Below are 20440 nucleotides of genomic sequence, written 5' to 3'. Positions count from 1 at the left end.
CCCCGCCGCCGGCCCCTAGGCCGCCTCGACCGGTTTGCGGCGGCGGACCACCCGCTCGTAGAGCCGCTCCAACGCGCCGGCCGTCCGCTCCCAGGTGTAGCTGCACCGCACCCGGTCCACCGCCGCGTGCCCGTACGCGAACCGCCCCGCGTTGTCGCTGAGCAGCCGGCGCAGCGTGAGCCCGAGGGCGCGTACGTCGCCCGGCGGCACCAGCTTGCCGGTGACCTCGTCGACCACGGCGTCGGCGATGCCGCCCATGGCGTACCCGACGACGGGCACGCCGCAGGCCATCGCCTCCAACGACACCCGCCCCGCGGAGGAGTAGTGCGGGGTGCAGGCGACCACGTCGGCCGAGCGGTACCAGGTGGCCATCTGGTCGTGCGGCACCGCGCCGACCAGGGTCACCTGCTCGGCCACGCCGACGCGCTCGGCCAGCTCGCGCAGGCGGCGGGCCTCCGCGTGGCCGGCGAGCTGCTCGGCCGGCGGCCCGCCCGCGATGATCAGCTCGGCGTCGCCGACCAGCCGCATCGCCCGGATCAGGTCGTCCTGCCCGTGCCCGGCCGACAGCCCGCCCACGGAGAGGATGCGGGCGCGCTGGTCGCGCGGGGCCGCCTCCCCGTCGGGATGGAACCGCTCCACGTCCACCCCGGCCGGCACCATCGCCACCGAGGCCCGTTGCAGGCCCATCCGGGTCAGCTCGTCGACCTCGTCGTTGCACTGCGCGACCGCGATGTCCACGGCGCGCGTCAGCGCCCGCTCCAGCGGGATGCGGGCGCCCGGGCCGTCGTACCCGGGGCCCAGATGCCGGAGCTGCTCGACGCCGAGGGAGTGGAAGGTCTGCACGACCGGGACGTCCGTCTCCCGGACGGCGTGCGCGGCGGCCAGCCCGCCGACCCAGTAGTGCCCGTGCACCACCTCCGGGGCCCACTCCCCCGCCCACCGCTCGGCCAGCCACCGACCGAACTCGGGCACGTACGGGACCAGCTCGGCGGTCGGCGCCGGGGCGGCCGGACCGACCGGGACCCGCTCCGCCCGGTACCCGTCGACCTCGACGGCGGCCGGTAGGTCCGGGTCGTCCCGGCGCTCGTAGAGGTGCACGTCGTGGCCACGGGCGGCCAGCTCGGCGGCGACCCGCGTGATGTGCTCGCGCGTGCCGACGGGCGGACCGTCGGCGGGCCTGGACGGGCCGGAGTGCGCGCACACTAGGCCGACGCGCATGGGTCACCTCCATGCGTTCCTCGAGCTGGCGGATCCTCCCGGTCAGAGGGTCCCATTAACCGGGCGCCCACGAGCCGAAACCTGGCAAGTCGGAAACGTACGACCCGGCCGCCGGGAAACTCCGCCGGCATGAGCGGCCCGCACGGGGGTACGGGCGAGTAATGCCTCTCACCCGCAGTCTCGACGACGCCACGGTCGTGATCACCGGCGCCTCCAGCGGCATCGGCACCGCCACCGCGTACGCGCTGGCCCGCCGGGGTGCTGCCGTGGTGCTGGCGGCGCGCAGCGAACAGGCGCTGGGGCGGGTGGCGGCGCGCTGCCGGGAGCTGGGCGGGCGCCCGCTGGTCGTACCGACGGACGTCACGGACCCGGTGGCGGTGCAGCGCCTCGCCGCCCGCGCGGCCGACGAGTTCGGCCGGATCGACGCCTGGATCAACAACGCGGCGGTCAGCGCCGTGGGCCTGTTCGACGAGATCCCGGTGCGGGAGTTCCGCCGGGTGCTGGAGGTGAACCTGCTCGGCGTCGTGCACGGGATGAAGGCGGCCCTGCCGTACCTCGACGCCGCCGGCGGTGGGGTGCTGGTCAACAACGCCTCCGTGCTGGCGGAGGTGGCGATGCCCTACCAGTCGGCGTACAACGCCGCCAAACACGGCATCCGGGGGCTCGCCGACGCGGTCCGCCAGGAGCTGCGGGTCACCGGGCGGGGCCACGTCTCCGTCTGCACGGTGCTGCCGGCGAGCATCGACACCCCGTTCTTCCGGCACACCGCCAACCACACCGGTCAGGAACTGGTGCCCCCCGCCCCGGTGTACCCGCCGGAACTGGTCGCCGAGACCATCGTCCGGCTGCTGCGCCGGCCGCGCCGCGAGGCGTACGCCGGGGGCGCGGCCCGGCTGCTCGGCGCCCAGTGGCGGCTGGCCCCGGCGCTGGCCGAGCGCGGCCTCGGCTGGTACGGCCGCCGCTTCCAGTTCGGGCCGGCGCACCGGCCCGACAGCACCGGCAACGTCTTCACCGCCGACGCGACGGGCGAGCGGGAGGGCGGCTGGCGCGGGCGGCGCGGGCGGCTGGTCCGACTGACCGCCGCGTTCGGACTCGCGGCGGCGGGCACGGCGGTGGGAACCGTGATGGCCAGAAGAGTCCGGACGGAAGCGTGATGAACGGGGCCGGCCGGTTGGATGCGCACCCGGTAACCGGAGTGCACAATGGGGCGATTATGCCGACACACGTGCGATGTCTGGTGGAGACGGACGAATCGTCCGGCGCGCTCCGGCTGACCGGGGTGCTCGACACCACCGCCACCGGCACCGTACGCGACGCGCTGCTCGCGCGGCTCTGCGAACGGCCCGGCCCCGTGGTGGTCGACCTGTCCGGGGTGCGGATCACCGACCGCGCCGCCCGCCGCACGTTCGCCGAGGTACGCCGGGAGGTCGCCGACTGGCCGGCGGCGGACCTGCTGGTCGTCGACCCCACCGGGAGGACGGCCGGCGACGAGCTGCCCGTCTGGCCGACCCTCGACGAGGCGACGGCCGCGCTGGCAGTGCTCCCGACGGCCACGGCGGCCACGACGGAGCTGCCGCCGGACGTCGGGGCGGCACGGCAGGCCCGGGCGCTGGTGCTCGACGGCTGCGCCCGCTGGGGGGTCGACGAGCTGGCCGAGGCGGGCTGCATCGCGGTGACGGAGATGGTCAACAACGTGGTGGCGCACGCGGGCACCATGATGACCGTCCGGCTCGCGCCGCGCGGGGACACCCTGCACATCGGCGTGCGCGACCACTCCCCGCGGCAGCCGACGTACGCCGGGCTGGTTCCGGTGGACACGGCCGGCGGCCGGGGCCTGCTGCTCATCGACACGGTCGCCCGCCGCTGGGGCAGCACGCCGCTGCGCGACGGGAAGCTGGTCTGGGCGGTCCTGCACACCGAGGACGAACGCCCCTGACCCCCTTCCCCCTCCCGCGATCTTGCACTTTTTGCCCCGGCAAACCGGGCATTCCGCCCGGACTGAGGGCACAAACTGCAAGATCGCGGCGCCTCGCCCGACCCGCGCCCGGTCCCCTGCCGGTTACGGGTGGGGGGCAGCGGGTAGTGCTCAGGCATGCGCGACGACGAGTACCCGACCCCCGTCTCCGATCCCGAGGCGGAGGGGCTTCCCCAGACCGCCGACGACGACTCGACGGCCAACGACGACCTCTTCACCGGCCGCGAGGCGGACGGCCCGGAGCCGGCCCAACTGCCGGGGGACCGCACGCCGGTCGCCGTGGACCGGTACGGCACCACCGCCGAGGAGCAGCTCGACGGGGAGTCGCTGGACTACAAGCTCGGGCGGGAGGTCTACGAGCGTCCCGCCGACGACCCGCTGGCCGCCCCGGTCGACCCGGACATCGCGGCCGAGGCCGACAGCCCGGCGGCGGCCGCGCAGGCGCAGCTCGATGCGGACGTCATCGACCCCGGCCCCACCTCCGACCCGAAGTCCCCGATCTCGGTCTACGACCACGGCCGGCTCGGCGGCGTCGCCGACGCCACCGTCGGCCGCCTGGTGGAACCGGACGAGGGGGCACACAGCGACCTGGAGACCGACAGCGTCGCGTACGACGCGGGCTCGGCCGGCGGCGGGGCGAGCGCCGAGGAGCTGGCGATCCACGAGACCCGCCCGCCCGAGTCGCGCTGACGGCGTCCGCCCGTCCAGCACGAGCGTTGGCAGTCCAGGAACTCGACACGCCGGGAGAAGCGCAGCCCGGCCGTCAACCTTCCCCATCAGCGATCGACCAGCCAGCCCACCTACAGGTCACGCCGGCCACCGCCTCGACAGCCGATCCCCGACCTGGAATCAGCCGTCGAGGCCGCGCTCGATCGCGTACCGGGTCAGCTCGACCCGGTTGTGCAGCTGCAGCTTGCCCAGCGTGTTCTGCACGTGGTTCTGCACCGTCCGGTGGGACAGCCCGAGCCGCTCGGCGATCTGCTTGTACGACATCCCCTTGGCCACCAGCCGCAGCACCTCGGTCTCCCGGTCGGTGAGCCGGGGCGCGCCGTCGTCCCGGCCGGCGGGACCGGCCGTCCGGACGCCGGAGGCCGTGCCGCGCCGGCTCGGCCCCTCCCCGGCGAGCCGGCGGAACTCCCCGAGCACCAGCCCGGCCAGGCCGGGCGTGAAGACGGGCTCGCCCGCGGCGGTGCGCCGCACCGCGTCCAGGAACTCGGCCGGTGCGGCCGACTTGACCAGGTACCCGGTGGCCCCGGCCTTCACCGCGTCCAGGACGGTCTGCTGCTCCCCGCTGGCCGAGAGCATCAGCACCCGCACCCCGGGCAGCGCCGCCCGCAGCCCCCGGATCACCTCCACCCCGGAGATGTCCGGCAGTTGCAGGTCGAGGACGACCACGTCGGGACGAGCGGCGGCGGCCACCCGCACCGCCTGACGTCCCTCGCCGCTGGTGGCGACCACCAGGTGGCCGGCCTCGGTGAGGTCGCGGGCCACCCCCTCGCGCCACATCGGGTGGTCGTCCACCACCATCACCCGTACGCCGGCGTTCCCCGACGTGTTCACCGGGCGGCCCTCGGCACGGTCAACTCCACCTCGGTGCCCGCGCCGAGCGCGGACGTGATGGTCACCGTCCCGCCCAGGTCGGCGATGCGACCCCGGATGGACTGCGCCACCCCGAGCCGGCCCTGCCGGGCGGCCTCGTCGAGCCGGCCGGCGGCGATGCCGGGGCCCTCGTCGCGTACCGAGACGGTCACCGTCTCCCCCTCGTCCTCGATCAGCACCCACGCCCGCCCGCCCGCGTGCCGGTCCACGTTCTCCAGCGCCGCCCCGGTCGCGGCGGCCAACTCCCGGGCCGTCCCGGCGGGCAGCGGGACTCCGGTGGCCGGCGCCGACACCGAGACCGCCGCCGAGGCGTACCGGCCGAGCAGGGCGCGCAGGTCCAGGGTGCCCGGGTCCGCCTCGGCCCCGCCGTCGGGCGGCGGCGCACCCGCGATCAGGGCACGCAGCGCCGCCTCCTGCTCCCCCGCCAGCCGGGCCAGCTCGCCGGCCTCGCCGTCGAGGTGGGCGCCCCGCCGCTGCACCATGGCCAGCACCTGAAGCACCGAGTCGTGGATGCCCCGGGCCAGCCGCTCCCGCTCCCGGGTCGCCGCCTCCAGCTCGACCGCCCGTTGCAGCCGCTGCTCGGCGGTCACCGCGAGCCGTGCGACGTGCCCGACCACGACGCCGGCCAGCAGCAGGAGGATGGCACCCGTGAAGGTGGACTGGCCGATCCGCTCCCGGGTGGCCAGGTCCGCCGCACCCATCGCCAGCGCGGCCACCGCGCCCCGGCGCCGACCGCCGGAGACGGCCCAGGCCAGCACCGGCCCGGCCAGCCAGACCACGGCCAGGCTCGGTACGCCGCCCGCGAGCCCCGTTCGCCCGATCACCCACGGGCTGACCAGCAGGACCGCGAGCACCGCCGCGAGGTCGGCCGCCAGCAGCGGCCAGCCCCGCCGCCGGGGGCGGGCGTAGCCGAGGGCGGTGAGCACCGTCCAGCCGAGCATCGCCAGCAGGACGATCCCGGCGACCAGCGGGTGGGCGTACCGGTCGGCGTCGCGCAGGGCCAGCACGCCGACGTACGCCAGGGCAGCGAACCGGAACACCGCGACGGCCCGCCAGAGCGGGACCTCGAAACCACCGGGCGGCGACGGCACGCCCGACACGATGCCACAGCCCGTCGGGACGGAATCCCGCGCGCCGCGTACGGTGGTGTCCATCGACACCACCGTCCTGATCGCCGAGGCCTTCGACCAGGCCCAGGTGACCGAGCTACGGCACTCGGTCACCTCCTGCGCCCACGCGGCCGGGCTGGACGGGCAGCGCCTCGACGACTTCGTGCTGGCGGTAAACGAGCTGATCAGCAACGCGGTCCGGCACGGCGGGGGGCGAGGCTGGCTGCGGCTGTGGCACGAGCCGGGACGGGTGGTCTGCGAGGTCGCCGACCACGGGCGGGGCATCAGCGCGGGGCGGCTCGGCCAGCGTGGGCGCCCCGCCGCGGACGTCCCCGGGGGTTGGGGCCTCTGGCTGGCCCGGGAGCTGAGCGACGCCATGGACGTCGACACCGGCCCGGCCGGCACCACGGTCCGGATCAGCGCGGCGGTCGGGGCCCGGTAGCGCCCGGCCCTCGCCCGGCCCCCGGACCCGGCCTCGCCCGGCCCCCGCCCGCCCGGTCATGTCGGCGACATGGCGGTGTCGGAACAGTGAGGATGCCGCCATGTCGCCGACATGGTGCCGGCGGCGCGGGCCGGCGGCGCGGGCCGGCGGCGCGGGCCGGCGGCGCGGGCCGGCGGCGCGGGCCGGCGGCGCGGGCCGGCGGCGCGGGCCGGCGGCGCGGGCCGGCCCGCCGGCCGGCTCAGCCGAACAGGGCGCTGACCGACTCTCCGTTGTGGATCCGCCGCATCGCCTCCGCCAGGGCCGGCGCGACGGAGAGCACCTCCAGCTTGGGCACCCGCTTCTCGGCCGGGATCGGCGCCGTGTTGGTGCAGACGATCTCCAGCACCCCGGGCTGCTCGCTGAGCCGCTCCAGCGCCCCGCTGGAGAAGAGGCCGTGGGTGCAGGCCAGCCGGATCGACCGGACCTTCAGCTCGCGCAGGTGGGCCATCAGCTCGATCACCGTGCTGCCCTTGGCGATCTCGTCGTCCAGCACGATCACGTCCCGGTCGGCCACGTCACCGATCACCGTACTGATCTTGACCCGGTCGTCGCTGAACCGCTGCTTCGCGCCGGCCGCGACCGGGGTCCCGAGCATCCGCGCGAAGGCCGCCGCCTCCTTGGCGTTGCCCAGGTCGGGCGAGACCACCACGGCGTTGCCCAGGTCGTACCGCCGGAAGTGGCCGGCCAGCTCGCGCAGCGCGTGCAAATGGTCCACCGGGACGCTGAAGAAGCCGTGCACCTGCGGGGAGTGCAGGGTCATCGCCAGCACCCGGTCCGCGCCGGCCGAGGTGAGCAGGTCCGCGACCAGCCGGCCGCCGATCGAGATGCGCGGCGCGTCCTTCTTGTCCGACCGGGCGTACGCGTAGTGCGGCAGCACCACCGTGATCCGGCCGGCCGAGGCGCCCCGGGCCGCGTCGATCATGAGCAGCAGCTCGACCAGGTTCTCCTGCACCGGCGGGACCAGCGGCTGGATCAGGAACACGTCCCGCTCGCGGCAGTTCGCCTGCAACTGCACCTCCAGGCAGTCGTTGGCGAACCGGGACACCCGCACCGGGTGCAGCGGCACCCCGAGATGGGTGCAGATCTCGGCGGCGAGGTTGGGATGGGCGGTTCCACTGAAGACGGCGATGTCGCGCACGTCCACAGATCGTACGGCCGGTGACGCCTCCCGTCGCCCGTGGACCGGCGACGGCGGACGAGCGCGGGCGGGCGCAGGCGCAGGGCGCGGGCGCAGGGCGCAGGCGCAGGCGCAGGGCGCAAGCGCAGGCGCAGGGCGCAAGCGCAGGCGCAGGCGCAGGGCGCAGGCGCAGGCGCAGGGCGCAGGCGCAGGCGCAGGGCGCAGGCGCAGGCGCAGGGCGCAGGCGCAGGCGCAGGGCGCAGGCGCAGGCGCAGGGCGCAGGCACAGGGCGCAGGCACAGGGCGCAGGCACAGGGCGCAGGCGCAGGCGACCAGGCGGCGGCCGACGGGCAGCGGGCAGCGGGCCGGCGGGCAGCGGGCAGCGGGCAGGCGGGCCGCGGGCCGCGGACCGGCGGGCGGCGGGCGGCGGGCGGCGGGCGGCGGGCGCGGACCGGCGGGCGGCGGGCGGCGGGCGCGGACCGGCGGGCAGCGGGCAGCGGGCGGCGGGCGCGGACCGGCGGGCAGCGGGCAGCGGGCGGCGGACCGGCGGGCAGCGGGCAGCGGGCGGCGGGCGGCGGGCGGCGGGCGCGGACGGGCGGCGGACCGGCGGCGGGGCGGGTACGGTGCTGCCGTGACCGGACAGTACGTCGCCGCCATCGACCAGGGCACCACCTCGTCGCGGTGCATCGTCTTCGACCGGGCCGGCGAGATCGTCTCCGTCGCCCAGCGCGAGCACCGGCAGGTCTTCCCCCGACCCGGCTGGGTCGAGCACGACGCCGAGGAGATCTGGGAGAACGTCCAGCTCGTGGTGCGGGAGGCCCTGGACGCCGCCGGCACCGGCCCCGAGGGGCTGGCGGCGGTCGGCATCACCAACCAGCGGGAGACCACGGTGGTCTGGGACCGCGTGACCTGCCGGCCGGTCACGCACGCCATCGTCTGGCAGGACACCCGCACCGGCCCGCTGCTGCGCGAGCTGGCCGACGTGTACGGCGAGGAGCGCCTGCGGGCCCGCACCGGGCTGACCCTGGCCACGTACTTCGCCGGGCCGAAGCTGCGCTGGCTGCTGGACAACGTGGACGGTCTGCGCGAGCGCGCCGAGCGGGGCGAGGTGCTGTTCGGCACGATGGACAGCTGGCTGATCTGGAAGCTGACCGGCCGGCACGTCACCGACGTGACCAACGCCAGCCGGACGATGCTGATGGACCTGGAGACGCTGGACTGGGACCCGGAGCTGCTGGACGCGCTCCGGGTGCCCGCCGCGATGCTCCCCGAGATCCGCAGCTCCGCCGAGGTCTACGGCACCGCCGAGGGGGTGCTCGCGGGGGTGCCGGTGGCCAGCGCCCTGGGCGACCAGCAGGCCGCCCTGTTCGGGCAGACCTGCTTCCAGCCCGGCGAGGCGAAGTGCACGTACGGCACGGGCAGCTTCCTGCTGCTCAACACCGGTGCCAGCCCGGTCGCCTCGGCGCACGGCCTGCTGACCACGGTGGCGTACCGGATCGACGGCCAGCCGGCCGCGTACGCCCTCGAAGGGGCGATCGCGGTGACCGGCTCGCTGGTGCAGTGGCTGCGGGACAACCTCGGACTGATCTCCACGGCCCCCGAGATCGAGGACCTGGCCCGCACCGTGGACGACAACGGCGGCTGCTACGTGGTGCCGGCCTTCTCCGGGCTGTTCGCGCCGCACTGGCGCAGCGACGCTCGTGGGGTGATCGCCGGGCTGACCGGGTACATCACCAAGGGGCACCTGGCCCGGGCGGTGCTGGAGGCGTCGGCCTGGCAGACCCGCGAGGTGGTCGACGCGATGAACGCCGACTCCGACGTGGCGCTGCGCCGGCTGCGGGTGGACGGCGGGATGACCGGGAACGCCCTGCTCATGCAGTTCCTCGCCGACGTGCTGGACGTGCCGGTCGTCCGCTCCCGGATCACCGAGACGACCTGCCTCGGCGCGGCGTACGCGGCCGGGCTCGCCGTCGGTTTCTGGCCGGACCTGGCCACCCTGCGCGCCCAGTGGCGCTCCGACGCCCAGTGGACCTCGGCGATGACGCCGGAGCACCGCGAGCGGGAGCTGCGCAACTGGCGCAAGGCCGTCCAGCGCACCCTCGACTGGGTGGACTGAGCCGCTCCGGTGATCGCCTGATGCTCAGCCCTCTTCCCGAGCATCAGGCGATCCTGTGGGCCTCAGCCCGCCCTGACCAGGGCGACGAAGGAGCGCCAGGCGGCGGGGTCGAAGGTCAGGGTGCCGCCGTCGCGGTCCTTCGAGTCGCGCACCAGCACCCGGCCGGGCAGGTTGTCGGCGACCTCCACGCAGGTGTCCCCTCCGTTGCCGGACCGGCTCGACACCCGCCAGCGAGGGGTGGGGGCAGCGTTCACAGCTCGCTCACCAGCTTCCCGATCAGCTCCAGCGAGGCGCCCTCGGGCAGGGCCTCGCCGAGCAGCCTGTCCCACATCGATCTGATCGTATCCACCGCGTCCGGCCGGTCCATCACCTGACCGAAGACGCCATCCGAGTAGACCACCTCGTCGCCGTCGAGCAGGGTGGCCAGCACGAAGCCGCCGGCCGCCCGGGGTGCGCGCCGACCCCGGCGGGCACGACGTGGAGCCGGATGTGCGGCAGCGCCGCCAACATGATCAGCCGCTCCAGTTGGGCCCGCTGGACCTCCCGGTCGCCGACCACCCGGCGCAGGGCTGCCTCGTCCACGATCGCGGTGAAGCGCTTCGGGACCGGCCCGGTGATCAACTCCTGGCGGGCCATCCGCGCGGCCACGAGCTGCTCCACCTCCTCCGGGGTGTGGATGCCCTGCGCGGTCAGCACCGCCCGGGCGTACTCCTCGGTCTGGAGCAGCCCCGGCACCAGGCAGGGCTGGGACGTGCGGAGGGCGACGGCGTTGGCCTCGACACCCAGCCACGGGGCGAACCAGCTCGGCGACTGCTTCCGGTTGGCGGCGGCCAGCAGCTCGCTGAGCAGGCCGGCCGTGCCGAGCGCCTCGTCGGCGGCGGCGGCCAGGTCCGGGGTGGGCCGCCGCCGGCCGGTCTCGATGGCGGCGATGGTGGAGGGGCTCCACCTGATCAGCTCGGCGAGCGCCTCCTGCGAGACGCCCGCGCTCGCCCGGGCCGCCTTGAGGGCCCGGATCCACATGTCGAGGTTCATCCGACCTCCCTTGAAGTCACTCGGACACGGAGGGTGACAGATAGATCATCGACGCTCGCGGAACCGGGGTCCAGTGATGCCGCCCAAATGGCGGTAACGGCGTGTCGAGACATTCGCAAGCGCTCACGCTCGCGCTCGCGGCCACGTCCGCACAACTTCAGGGAAACTGTCGCCTCCGGCGCGGGCCGAGGCCACAACTTCCCGGAAGTTGCCGCCTCACCCCCCGCCTCACCCCCGCCTCACCCTGCCCCGCCTCGGCGTCAGGACCAGGGGTTGCCCGTCAGTTTCTCGTAGACGTCGACGTAGCGGGCGCGGGTCGCCTCGATCACCTCGGCGGGCACCTCGGGGGCCGGCGGCAGCTTGTCCCAGCCGCTGCCGGTCGCCCAGTCGCGGACGTACTGCTTGTCGTAGGAGAACTGGGTGCGGCCCGGCTGGTACGACTCGGCCGGCCAGAACCGGGACGAGTCGGAGGTGAGCACCTCGTCGCCGAGGACCAGGCTGCCGTCCGGCGCCCAACCCAGTTCGATCTTGGTGTCGGCGACCAGGATGCCCCGCTCGGCGGCGATCTCGGCGCCCCGCCGGTAGACGTCGATGGTGATCTGCCGCAGCCGCTCGGCGGTCTCCGCGCCCAGCTTGTCCACCACCTGCCGGTAGCTGATCGGCTCGTCGTGCTCGCCCTTCGGGGCCTTCGTCGACGGGGTGAAGATCGGCTCCGGCAGGATCGACGCCTCGACCAGCCCGCGGGGCAGCTCGACCCCGCAGACCGCGCCCGTGCGCTCGTACTCGACGAGGCCGCCGCCGGTCAGGTAGCCCCGGGCCACGCACTCGACCGGAACCATCTCCAACCGCCGGCAGCGGATCGCCCGCCCGGCGCACTCGGCCGGCACGTCGGTGGCGGAGATCACATGGTTCGGCACGATGTCGGCCAGCTGCTCGAACCACCACAGCGAGAGCGCGGTGAGGAGCCGGCCCTTGTCCGGCACCGGGGTCGGCAGCACCACGTCGTAGATCGAGAGCCGGTCGGAGGCGACCAGGATCAGGTCGTCGCCGTCGGCGTAGACGTCCCTGACCTTGCCCGAGTGCAGAAGTTCCACGGGACCAAGTACACCACGCGTCGATCGCCCGCCCGGACGGCCACCGGAACCGTCCAGAACCGCGAAGGCCGCCGGCAGCCGCCCGAGCCGGGCCGTACGGCCGTTGACACCCGCGTACGCCAGCTGTGTAAATGATCCAAAACCGCCCCACGGACGACCAGGAGTGCCCCGTGCCCGTCGCCCGCCTGCCGCTCTCCCGCCCCGGCACCGACCCGGTCCGCCGGCGGTTGCTGAAGGCGCTGCTCGGAGCGCCGCTCGCCGCCGGCGGGCTGGCCGGCTGCGGCCACGACGAGGGCACGCCGGTCGAGAACGGCCCGATCACGCTCTCCGTCTTCTGGTACGGCGGGACGAAGCGGGCCGCGCTGACCGAGAAGGCGCTCAAGCTGTACGCGGCGCGCAATCCGCAGGTCGGTTTCCGGGTCACCTGGCAGGACCGGGTCGGCTACTACGAGCGGCTGGCGACCCAGGCGGCCGGCGGCAACGCGCCCGACCTGTTCCAACTCGACGACGCGATCCTCACCGAGTACGCCGAGCGCGAGATCCTGCTCGACCTCGGCGGGTACGTCGCCGACCACCGGCTCGACCTGGGCGAGCTGCCGCCGGGCCTGGTCCGCTACGGCGAGGTCGACGACCGCACCGTGGGCGTCGCCGCGGCCCAGACCAGCGCCGCGCTGGTGTACAACCGGAGCCTGCTGCGAAAGCTGCGGGTGCCGGAGCCCCGCACGGGCATGTCCTGGCAGGAGTACGTCGACTGGGCGCAGCGGGTCACCCGCGCGGCCGGCGGGCGGGTGGCCGGCACGATGGACCCGTCCGGGGACGACCGGGCGCTCTGGCTCTGGCTGCGCGCGAAGGGCAGCGAGCTGTACCAGGGCCGGCGGCTCGGCTTCAGCGCGGGCGAGCTGGCCAACTGGTTCGAGCTGTGGCGGCGGGCCCGGGCCGGCGGGGCGACCCCGGGCGCGGCCCTCGTGGAGCGGGCCGAGAGCGGCGAGCCGGCCCGGCAACTCGTGGTCACCGGGCACGCCGCCGCCTCGTTCGCCTGGGCCAACCAGCTTCCCGAGCTCCAGCGCCACACCCGCGACGAGCTGGCGCTGGCCGCGTTCCCCGGCCCGCCCGGCGCACAGTGGGCGCGGGCCCCGATGTACTGGGCCGCCTACCGGGGCACCCGCCACCCCGACACCGTGGCGGACGTCATCAACTTCCTCACCAACAACATCGAGGCCGGGGCGGCTCTCGGCAACGAACGGGGGGTGAACCCCAACCTGGGCATCCGCCGGTACGTGCGGGCGAACCTGACCGATCCCGTGCAGCACCGGGCCGCCACGCTCGCCGAGGCGCTGACCAACGAGCTGGGACCGGCACCCTCCCCGCCCCCGAAGGGGCATGCCCGGGTCCGCGCCCTGCTCGTCACCACCGCCGGGGCCGTCCGCTCGGGCCGGATCAGCGTACGCACGGCGGCCTCCCGCTTCATGGCCCAGGCCGACGCCGCCCTGGCCGGCTGACCCGGACACGGCCACGGGCCGGACGCCGGCCCCCAGCCTCAGGCGGCCCCTAGCCCCCAGCCACGTGTGCGGCGCCAGCCCACGTGCGGATGCCGCCGCACACGCAGGCGGCAGCCACGTATACGGCCCCAGGCACGTATGCGATCCCAGCCAGGTACGCGACCCCAGCCACGTACACAGGCGACAGCCCCACATGCGGGCGCCAGCCAGCGAGGCGACTGGGCGGCCCGACGGATCACTCCGGCGACCCGACGGATCACTCCGGCGGCCTGCCGGTGTGGCGGGCCGTTCTCAGCGCCGACGGTTGCGCCGGTTGTTGAGCAGCACGATCAACAGGATGATCACGCCGACGACGACCAGGCAGCACAACAGGCCGACGAAGCCGACGCCCCGGGACCGTCGCTTGGCTGCCTCGACCACCAGCTCGCCGGTGCCGCTGGACGCCCACGCCGCGACCGGGACGAAGACCGACAGCACGACCGTGCCGAGGACGGCGCCGAGCCGGCCCCACCATTTGCTCCACGAAGACATGCCCTCATCCTCGCCGAACGGTGCAAGGGCGGCAGGCCGGACGGCGGGCTGCATGGCGTGGCGCACGGCCAGGGAAAGACGGCGGACAGAATGCGGCAGCGGTCGCGAAACGGAAAAGGCCCCGGAGCGGACTCCGGGGCCTTTCGACGAGTAGCGGGGACAGGATTTGAACCTGCGACCTCTGGGTTATGAGCCCAGCGAGCTACCGAGCTGCTCCACCCCGCGTCGGCTCGTACAGCTTATCGCATCCGCCTGGCGAAGGCCGCAAGGGCCCCCGATCCTCCCCCGCCGAGCCCTTGACCAGGGCCGTTGACCAAGAGGTTTGCGTCAGCGGGTCACGGGATCCTGACGCAAACCTCTTGATCAACGAGGCGGACGGCGCGGCCCCGAGGCGGGCAGCTGATCACCGAGGCGGCCGCGCGTCACCAGGGCGGGCGTCCGAGGCGACGTGCCAGTAGGACGTGAAAAGGCCCCGGAGCGGACTCCGGGGCCTTTTCACGAGTAGCGGGGACAGGATTTGAACCTGCGACCTCTGGGTTATGAGCCCAGCGAGCTACCGAGCTGCTCCACCCCGCGTCGGCCCGTCAACCGTAGCGCATCGACCCGGGAGGCTGCAAAACGGTCCCCCCACCCGCCCCGCCACCACCGGGTCGACCGCGTCCGCTCAGCCGCCCGGCGCCGTCGAGGGCGTCGGCGAGGGGCTGCCGCTCGGCGACGTGGACGCGGCCGGCGACGCCGAGGCGGCCGGGGTGGCGGCCTTCTGCGCCTGCTGGAACGCGGTCATCGCCTCGTCCAGCGCCTTCAGCGCCTTGCCGTACCGCTCGAAGTCGCCGGATGCCTGCGCCGCCTTGACCTCGTCGATCGCCGCCTGCACCTTGCCCGCCGCCACGGCCAGCTCGCCGGTCAGGGGCGGCGGGTTGTTCCCGCCGCTGGGCGGCGGTGGGGTGCCCTCGGCCGGCGGCGGGGTGCCCTGAGCGGCCTGCTTGCCCTGCTCGACGAGCTGCTTGATGCCGTCGGACAGGTTGTCGGCCAGCGCCACGTACGACCCGTCGCCGTACGAGACCAGCACCTTCGACAGCACCGGATACGCGTCCTGCCGCTGGTTGCTCTTGACGTAGACCGGCTCGACGTAGAGCATCCCGTCGCCGAACGGCAGCGACAGCAGGTTGCCGTACTGCACCTGCGACGTCTGATTGCTGGACAGCAGGTTGAGCTGCTGCCGGATGTTCGAGTTGGTGTTGGTCATCTGCTGGTGCACCTGCACCGGGCCGGCGGTGCGGGTCTGGTCGGGCAGCTCCAGCACCTCCAGCCGTGGCTTCCCGTCGACGTACGACCCGGAGATCAGCGCGGCCAGGTTCTGCCGGCCGTTCGGGGTGACCGCGGAGGTGAGCTGGAACCGCGGCGCCTCCTGCCCGGGGAACTGCGTCCACAGGTAGTACGGCGGCTGCTTCTGCCCGCTGTCCGGCGCGTCCGGCACGTTCGGCACCTGCCAGAAGTCCTGCGCCGAGTAGAAGTCGCCCGGGTCGGTCACGTGGAACTTGGTCAGCAGGTTGCGCTGCACCTTGAACATGTCCGCCGGGTAGCGGAAGTGCTCGCGCAGCTCGGTCGGGATCTTGTCCTTCGGCAGGATCAGGTCGCCGCCGAACGCCTTGTTCCACGCCTTGAGCACCGGGTCGGTGTCGTCGAACTGGTAGAGCCGCACCGTGCCGTCGTACGCGTCGACCGTCGCCTTCACCGAGTTGCGCATGTAGTTGACGTTCTCCCGGGCCAGCTGGAAGGTGCCCCGGTTGGTCAGCTCGTCGGTGGTCTCGGCCTGGAGGTTGATCCGCTCGGCGTACGGGTAGGTCGCGGCCGTGGTGTAGCCGTCGACGATCCACTGCACCCGGCCGCCGACGACCGCCGGGTACGGGTCGCCGTCGAGGGTGAGGAACGGCGCGACCTTCTCCACCCGATCCCGCGGGTTGCGCACGTACAGCAGCTTCGAGTTCTCGTTGACCGCCTCGGAGAGCAGGAGGTTCGACTCCTGCTCCTTGATGGCGTAGAGCAGCCGGCGGGTGAACGAGCCGATCTCGACGCCGCCCTCGCCGGTGTAGGTGTAGTACTGCTCGCCGCCGGTCTGGGTCGGCCGGTCGAACTCCGCGTTGCGCTTCGGGTCGGACTGCCCGACGATCGCGTAGTCGTCGGCGCCCATCCGCTCGCCGTAGTAGATCCGCGGCTGCTGGGCCGGGATCTCCTCGGTCGCGGACGCGCAGCCCTGCGCCTCCTTGTCCGGCTCACCGAGAAAGCCGGAGACGAAGTACGGCAGGCCGTTGCAGACCCGGTTGGCGGGGGCGGCCACCAGGCCGTAGCCGTGGGTGTAGACGGTGTGCCGGTTGATCCAGGTGTTCTGCTGGTCGGTCAGCTCCGTGTAGTTGATCTCACGGACGCCGACCACGTAGTCGGAGGTCTTGCCGCCCACGGCGTACCGGTCGATGTCCAGCTTCGGGCCGAAGTCGTAGAAGCCGCGCACCTGCTGAAGCTGGGTGTACGCGTCGGAGACCAGCTGCGGGTCGAGCAGCCGCACGTTCGGCACCACGGAGGTGTCGGTGGCCAGGCTGGCTGGCGGGACGAAGTTGTTCGCCGCGTACGGCGCGGTCTTCGTGTCGATCAGCCCGAACGCCGCCCGCGTGGCCTCGATGCTGCGCTGGATGTACGGCGCCTCCTTGTCCTTGGCGCTCGGCTTGACCTCGAACGTCTGCACCGCCCACGGGTAGATGCCGCCGATGGCGACGGCGGACACCCCGAGCAGGGCCAGTGAGATGCCCGGCCAGACCAGGTTCCGCATCACCGCGTTCGAGAAGACGATGATCGCGATGGCCACCACGACGGAGATGTAGGCGAGGATCTCCTTGGCGGGCAGCAGCGCGTTCACGTCGGCGTACCCGGCGCCGTAGAGCTTCGCGCCCTCGTTGTACTCCAGCAGCATCGCCCGCCGGTCCAGCACGTACGCGACCGCCTTGAGCAGCACGAAGACCGCGACCAGCGTGCTCAGGTGGGCGCGCGCGGCGCCGGTCATCCGGTCCCCGACGCCCTGCAGCCGCACCCCGCCGAACACGTAGTGCACGGCCAGCGCGCCGAGCAGGGCGAGCACGACGGCGGTGAAGCCGACGCCGAGCAGGTAGCGCCAGAACGGCAGCTGGAAGACGTAGAACCCGACGTCCACGCCGAACTCCGGGTCCTTCACGCCGAAGTCGCCGCCGTTGCGGAACAGCAGCCACTGGTTCCACCGGCTCTGCGCGGAGAGCCCGGCGAAGATCCCGATCACCAGCGCGGCCAGGCTGATCCACAGGCCCAGCCGGGGCTCCAGCACCATCCGGTACCGCTCCAGGGTGGCCTGCTCGAGCGAGTGCGGGCGCATCCTGGGGCGCAGCCGGTGGGCGAGCCAGAGGTTGCCGCCGACGACCAGCGCCAGGCCCAGGCCGACCACGAGGAAGAGCAGCAGCCGGGTGGCCAGCACCCCGGTGAAGACCTGGGTGTAGCGCACCTCCTCGAACCAGAGCCAGTCCGTCCACGCCTGCACACCCCACCCGAGGACGGTGAACAGCACGAACACCCCCACCAGGACGCCGATCGTGACGCGTCCGCGTCGGCTCATCCTCGGCAGGGGGCTGCTACGCATGACCACTGTTGGCTCCGCACGCTCGATGTGATCGGCTCCGACCAGGCAACCAGAGTACGGGGTATTCCTGAAAGCGTCGCCCACGGTCACGCCGGGCGGGCCCACGGCAGTCAGCAGCGGGTGGGCTGGCCCCCCTCGCGCAGCGTCTCCAGGGCCTTCAGCGCGTCGTCCAGGGAACCCACCCGCAGCAGCGGAAGGTCGGGCTGCGGGTTACGGACGGCCTCGGCGCAGTTGGCCTCCGGCACCAGGAACACCTTCGCCCCGGCGTCCTTCGCGCCGACCAGCTTCTGCGCGATCCCGCCGATCGGGCCGACCCGGCCCTCGTCGTCGATCGTGCCGGTGCCCGCGATGATCTTGCCGCCGGTCAGGTCGGCCGGTTCCAGCTTGTCCACGATCCCCAGCGCGAACATCAGGCCGGCGCTCGGGCCGCCGATGTCGTTGAGATCGATGGAGAGGGTGAACGGGTGCGGCTGCTGCTGGTCGATCTCGATCCCGACCCGCGGCCGGCCGTCCTGCTCGCGGCTGGTGACCCGTGCCGTGGCGGCGACGCCGTCGCGGGTGTAACCGATCGTCAGCGTGGTCCCGGCCGGCCGGGCACGGATCAGCTCGGTGAGCCGGCCGGCGCTGGTGACCTGCTCGCCGTCGACCGAGGTGACGACGTCGCCGGGCTTGAGCATCCCGGCCGACGGGCCGTCCGCGCCGACCGTCTTCACCAGCACCTGCACCGGGTAGCCGAGCTTGCGCAGCGCCGCCGTCTCGGCGCTGGTCTGCGAGGCGCGGAAGTCCTCCTCGTTGCGCTGCTCCACCTCCTGGCGGCTCTCCCCCGGCGGGTAGACCAGCTCGCGCGGCACCACCGCCTCGTCCGGGGAGAACCAGCCGGCCAACGCCGAACGCAGCCGCACGGTGGGCTGCACCCCGACCGTCGTCAGCCGGAGCTGACCGGCGGAGGTGGACGTCGCCCGCCCGCTCACCTGGATGACCTCCTTGCCGTCCGAGGTGCCCAGCGTGTTCACCGTGGGCCCGGGACCGAGCACCACGTACGGGATGGGGACGCTGAGCACGCCGAAGCTGAGCAGGGCGGTCAGCAGGGCACCCAACAGGACGGTCAGGCCACGACGTCTCATGGCGCAGAGCGTACCGATCGGCCGTACGGGGGCCGGGGGCGTGACGGCGACTTCGCCCTCAGCGCAACGCCGGTGGCGACGACCTGGGGCACTGCCCGCGTACCGTAGACGTCGTGCCTGATATTCCGTTCGGCTTCCAGCTCCCGGGCGGGCAACCGCCCGACCCCAACGATCCCGCGCAGATGCAGCAGTTCATGTCGCAGTTGCAGCACCTGCTCTCCGCGCCGGGCAGCGGGCCGGTCAACTGGGACCTGGCCCGGCAGGTGGCCGCCAGCCAGCTCTCCGCCGCGGGCGACCCGGCGGTCTCGCCGTCCGAGCGCACCGGCGTGACGGAGGCGCTGCGCCTGGCCGACCTGTGGCTGGAGCCCGCCACCTCCTGGCCGACGGGCATCCGCACCGCGTCGGCGTGGAACCGCAACGAGTGGATCTACAAGACGCTCGACGTCTGGCGCAAGCTCTGCGACCCGGTGGCCGCCCGGATGGTCGGCGCGATGGGCGACCTGGTGCCGCCGGAGGCCCGGACGCAGCTCGGCCCGATGCAGTCGATGGTCGCCACGCTCGGCGGCGCGCTCTTCGGCGGGCAGCTCGGGCAGGCCCTCGGCTCGCTCGCCGCGGAGGTGCTCTCCGCCGGCGACATCGGGCTCCCGCTCGGCCCGGCCGGCACGGCCGCGCTGATCCCGGCCAACATCCGCGCGTACGGCGAGGGCCTGGAACTGCCCGAGGACGAGGTGCGCCTCTACGTCGCCCTGCGCGAGGCGGCCCATCAGCGGCTGTTCGAGCACGTGCCGTGGCTGCGCGGGCATGTGCTCACCGCCGTGGAGACGTACGCCTCCGGCATCCGGGTAAACCGGGAGGCGATCGAGGAGGCGATGGGCCGACTCGACCCGACCGACCCGGAGTCGATGCAGGCGATCGCGCTGGAGGGCATCTTCACCCCGGAAGACACCCCGGCGCAGAAGGCGTCGCTGGCCCGGCTGGAGACGGTCCTCGCCCTGGTCGAGGGCTGGGTCTGCCACGTGGTGGACAGCGCCGTCGGGGATCGGCTGCCGAACGCGGTACGCCTCGCCGAGGCGTTCCGCCGCCGGCGGGCCGCCGGCGGGCCGGCCGAGCAGACCTTCGCGGCCCTGGTCGGCCTGGAGCTGCGCCCGCGCCGGCTGCGGGAGGCCGCCGCGCTGTGGGCCGCGCTGACCGAGCACCGCGGCATCGCCGGCCGGGACGCCGTCTGGGGCCACCCCGACCTGCTTCCCTCCGACGACGACTTCGCCGACCCGGTGGCGTTCGCCACGGCCCGCGCCGACCTGGACGACGAGCTGGCCAACTTCGACTTCAACGCGCCGGGCGCGCCGGAGGAGCAGGCCCCCGGCTCGCCCCGCCCACGTCCCGAGGGCGACACCGACGAGTCCTGAGGCTCCGCGCCGTACGGCCGCCGTCGCGCCCGCGACGGCGGCCGTCGCCGTCTCGGGCTCTACCGCCGCCTCGGGCGCTGCCGCACGTCTCGGGCGCTGCCGCGCGTTGCCCAGGCATCAACTTCAGGGAAGTAGTCCCCTCGGCGCCGCCCGACACAACTACTTCACCGAAGTTGCGCGGATCTTGGCGCGACCCGACGCGTGCGGCGCGACGCGTGCGGCACAGGGCACCGGGCACCGCGTGTGCCCGGGGCAGGCGCGCGAAACAGGGGGCACGCGCGCGAACAGGGGGCACGCGGGCGCGAGGCACGCGCGCGAACAGGGGGCACGCGGGCGCGAGGCACGCACGCGGGCACGAGGCACGCACGCGGGCACGAGGCACGCACGCGGGCACGAGGCACGCACGCGGGCACGAGGCACGCACGCGGGCACGAGGCACGCACGCGGGCACGAGGCACGCACGCGGGCACGAGGCACGCACG

At 74.0% G+C, this 20440-nt stretch carries 16 protein-coding genes, 2 tRNA genes and 1 pseudogene; 7 read left to right on the top strand and 12 right to left on the bottom strand.

From position 1 onward, the window contains the following. Positions 1–15: 15 nt before the first annotated feature. Entirely contained in the window at positions 16–1218 is a 1203-nt protein-coding gene (locus ABGB16_RS14725) for a glycosyltransferase (protein ID WP_347668596.1), read from the bottom strand. A gap of 161 nt (positions 1219–1379) precedes the next feature. Between ABGB16_RS14725 and ABGB16_RS14720 the strand changes: the two genes are divergently transcribed. The 3 genes from ABGB16_RS14720 to ABGB16_RS14710 all read left to right on the top strand — a co-directional run bounded on the left by ABGB16_RS14720 (position 1380) and on the right by ABGB16_RS14710 (position 3883). Further along, entirely contained in the window at positions 1380–2372 is a 993-nt protein-coding gene (locus tag ABGB16_RS14720) for an SDR family oxidoreductase (protein WP_347668595.1), read from the top strand. A gap of 83 nt (positions 2373–2455) precedes the next feature. Beyond that, complete coding sequence (locus ABGB16_RS14715; RefSeq protein WP_347668594.1) at positions 2456–3154, top strand: ATP-binding protein; 699 nt, start codon at positions 2456–2458, stop codon at positions 3152–3154. A 156-nt stretch (positions 3155–3310) separates the two neighbouring features. Continuing rightward, positions 3311–3883, top strand: a complete 573-nt coding sequence (locus ABGB16_RS14710) for a DUF5709 domain-containing protein (RefSeq protein ID WP_347668593.1) — start codon at positions 3311–3313, stop codon at positions 3881–3883. 159 nt (positions 3884–4042) lie between these two features. On the opposite strand, the gene ABGB16_RS14705 is transcribed toward ABGB16_RS14710, so the two are convergent. Both ABGB16_RS14705 and ABGB16_RS14700 read right to left on the bottom strand, forming a co-directional pair. Next, positions 4043–4720, bottom strand: a complete 678-nt coding sequence (locus tag ABGB16_RS14705; RefSeq protein WP_347668651.1) for a response regulator transcription factor — start codon at positions 4718–4720, stop codon at positions 4043–4045. Between the two features lie 29 nt (positions 4721–4749). After that, positions 4750–5883: a DUF5931 domain-containing protein gene (locus tag ABGB16_RS14700; protein ID WP_347668592.1), complete on the bottom strand. Its 1134-nt coding sequence runs from the start codon at positions 5881–5883 to the stop codon at positions 4750–4752. Between the two features lie 10 nt (positions 5884–5893). Here ABGB16_RS14700 and ABGB16_RS14695 point away from each other — a divergent pair, with 10 nt between their 5' ends. After that, positions 5894–6343 carry an ATP-binding protein gene (locus ABGB16_RS14695; RefSeq protein WP_347668591.1) on the top strand — a complete coding sequence of 150 codons (450 nt, stop codon included), beginning with the start codon at positions 5894–5896 and terminating at the stop codon, positions 6341–6343. A 238-nt stretch (positions 6344–6581) separates the two neighbouring features. Here ABGB16_RS14695 and ABGB16_RS14690 read toward each other — a convergent pair whose 3' ends face one another. After that, a complete protein-coding gene (locus ABGB16_RS14690; protein ID WP_347668590.1) occupies positions 6582–7520 on the bottom strand; it encodes a ribose-phosphate pyrophosphokinase in 939 nt (312 codons plus the stop codon). A gap of 609 nt (positions 7521–8129) precedes the next feature. Here ABGB16_RS14690 and glpK point away from each other — a divergent pair. Further along, positions 8130–9614 carry a glycerol kinase GlpK gene (glpK, locus tag ABGB16_RS14685; RefSeq protein WP_347668589.1) on the top strand — a complete coding sequence of 495 codons (1485 nt, stop codon included), beginning with the start codon at positions 8130–8132 and terminating at the stop codon, positions 9612–9614. A 62-nt stretch (positions 9615–9676) separates the two neighbouring features. On the opposite strand, the gene ABGB16_RS14680 is transcribed toward glpK, so the two are convergent. From ABGB16_RS14680 to ABGB16_RS14670, 3 genes and pseudogenes are all read right to left on the bottom strand, one after another. Further along, positions 9677–9868 (bottom strand): DUF397 domain-containing protein, encoded by a 192-nt coding sequence (locus tag ABGB16_RS14680; RefSeq protein WP_347668588.1) that lies wholly within the window; start codon positions 9866–9868, stop codon positions 9677–9679. Then, positions 9865–10634 (bottom strand): annotated as a pseudogene (locus tag ABGB16_RS14675) (helix-turn-helix transcriptional regulator). The gene ABGB16_RS14680 and the pseudogene ABGB16_RS14675 overlap by 4 nt, the downstream one beginning before the upstream one ends. A gap of 272 nt (positions 10635–10906) precedes the next feature. Next, positions 10907–11740: a phosphoribosylaminoimidazolesuccinocarboxamide synthase gene (locus ABGB16_RS14670; protein WP_347668587.1), complete on the bottom strand. Its 834-nt coding sequence runs from the start codon at positions 11738–11740 to the stop codon at positions 10907–10909. Between the two features lie 170 nt (positions 11741–11910). Between ABGB16_RS14670 and ABGB16_RS14665 the strand changes: the two genes are divergently transcribed. After that, positions 11911–13239: an extracellular solute-binding protein gene (locus tag ABGB16_RS14665; protein WP_347668586.1), complete on the top strand. Its 1329-nt coding sequence runs from the start codon at positions 11911–11913 to the stop codon at positions 13237–13239. A 291-nt stretch (positions 13240–13530) separates the two neighbouring features. Here ABGB16_RS14665 and ABGB16_RS14660 read toward each other — a convergent pair whose 3' ends face one another. The 5 genes from ABGB16_RS14660 to ABGB16_RS14640 form a co-directional block, all read right to left on the bottom strand. Further along, on the bottom strand, positions 13531–13770 hold the full coding sequence (locus tag ABGB16_RS14660) for a hypothetical protein (RefSeq protein WP_347668585.1): 240 nt from the start codon (positions 13768–13770) through the stop codon (positions 13531–13533). 151 nt (positions 13771–13921) lie between these two features. After that, positions 13922–13995: transfer RNA gene (locus ABGB16_RS14655), tRNA-Met, on the bottom strand. A 277-nt stretch (positions 13996–14272) separates the two neighbouring features. Then, positions 14273–14346, bottom strand: a tRNA-Met gene (locus tag ABGB16_RS14650). A gap of 88 nt (positions 14347–14434) precedes the next feature. After that, positions 14435–17428 (bottom strand): UPF0182 family protein, encoded by a 2994-nt coding sequence (locus ABGB16_RS14645; RefSeq protein WP_347668584.1) that lies wholly within the window; start codon positions 17426–17428, stop codon positions 14435–14437. Positions 17429–17538: 110 nt separating this feature from the next. After that, positions 17539–18552, bottom strand: coding sequence for a PDZ domain-containing protein (locus tag ABGB16_RS14640; RefSeq protein ID WP_347668583.1), 1014 nt, complete (start codon positions 18550–18552; stop codon positions 17539–17541). A gap of 182 nt (positions 18553–18734) precedes the next feature. Between ABGB16_RS14640 and ABGB16_RS14635 the strand changes: the two genes are divergently transcribed. Continuing rightward, entirely contained in the window at positions 18735–19958 is a 1224-nt protein-coding gene (locus ABGB16_RS14635; protein ID WP_347668650.1) for a zinc-dependent metalloprotease, read from the top strand. Positions 19959–20440: the final 482 nt, after the last annotated feature.

Source organism: Micromonospora sp. B11E3 (genome assembly GCF_039871625.1).
Classification (GTDB): domain Bacteria; phylum Actinomycetota; class Actinomycetes; order Mycobacteriales; family Micromonosporaceae; genus Micromonospora.
Note: the sequence above shows the minus strand (reverse complement) of the source record. Positions and strands in the feature narration are given on the sequence as shown.

What these genes read in the sequence shown, in the direction of transcription:
- ABGB16_RS14660 (WP_347668585.1), bottom strand. Translation starts at nt 13,770, where the DNA reads ATGTCTTCGTGGAGCAAATGGTGGGGCCGGCTCGGCGCCGTCCTCGGC.
- ABGB16_RS14695 (WP_347668591.1), top strand. Translation starts at nt 5,894, where the DNA reads ATGCCACAGCCCGTCGGGACGGAATCCCGCGCGCCGCGTACGGTGGTG.
- ABGB16_RS14635 (WP_347668650.1), top strand. Translation starts at nt 18,735, where the DNA reads ATGCAGCAGTTCATGTCGCAGTTGCAGCACCTGCTCTCCGCGCCGGGC.
- ABGB16_RS14710 (WP_347668593.1), top strand. Translation starts at nt 3,311, where the DNA reads ATGCGCGACGACGAGTACCCGACCCCCGTCTCCGATCCCGAGGCGGAG.
- ABGB16_RS14645 (WP_347668584.1), bottom strand. Translation starts at nt 17,428, where the DNA reads ATGCGTAGCAGCCCCCTGCCGAGGATGAGCCGACGCGGACGCGTCACG.
- ABGB16_RS14705 (WP_347668651.1), bottom strand. Translation starts at nt 4,720, where the DNA reads ATGGTGGTGGACGACCACCCGATGTGGCGCGAGGGGGTGGCCCGCGAC.
- ABGB16_RS14725 (WP_347668596.1), bottom strand. Translation starts at nt 1,218, where the DNA reads ATGCGCGTCGGCCTAGTGTGCGCGCACTCCGGCCCGTCCAGGCCCGCC.
- ABGB16_RS14640 (WP_347668583.1), bottom strand. Translation starts at nt 18,552, where the DNA reads ATGAGACGTCGTGGCCTGACCGTCCTGTTGGGTGCCCTGCTGACCGCC.
- ABGB16_RS14720 (WP_347668595.1), top strand. Translation starts at nt 1,380, where the DNA reads ATGCCTCTCACCCGCAGTCTCGACGACGCCACGGTCGTGATCACCGGC.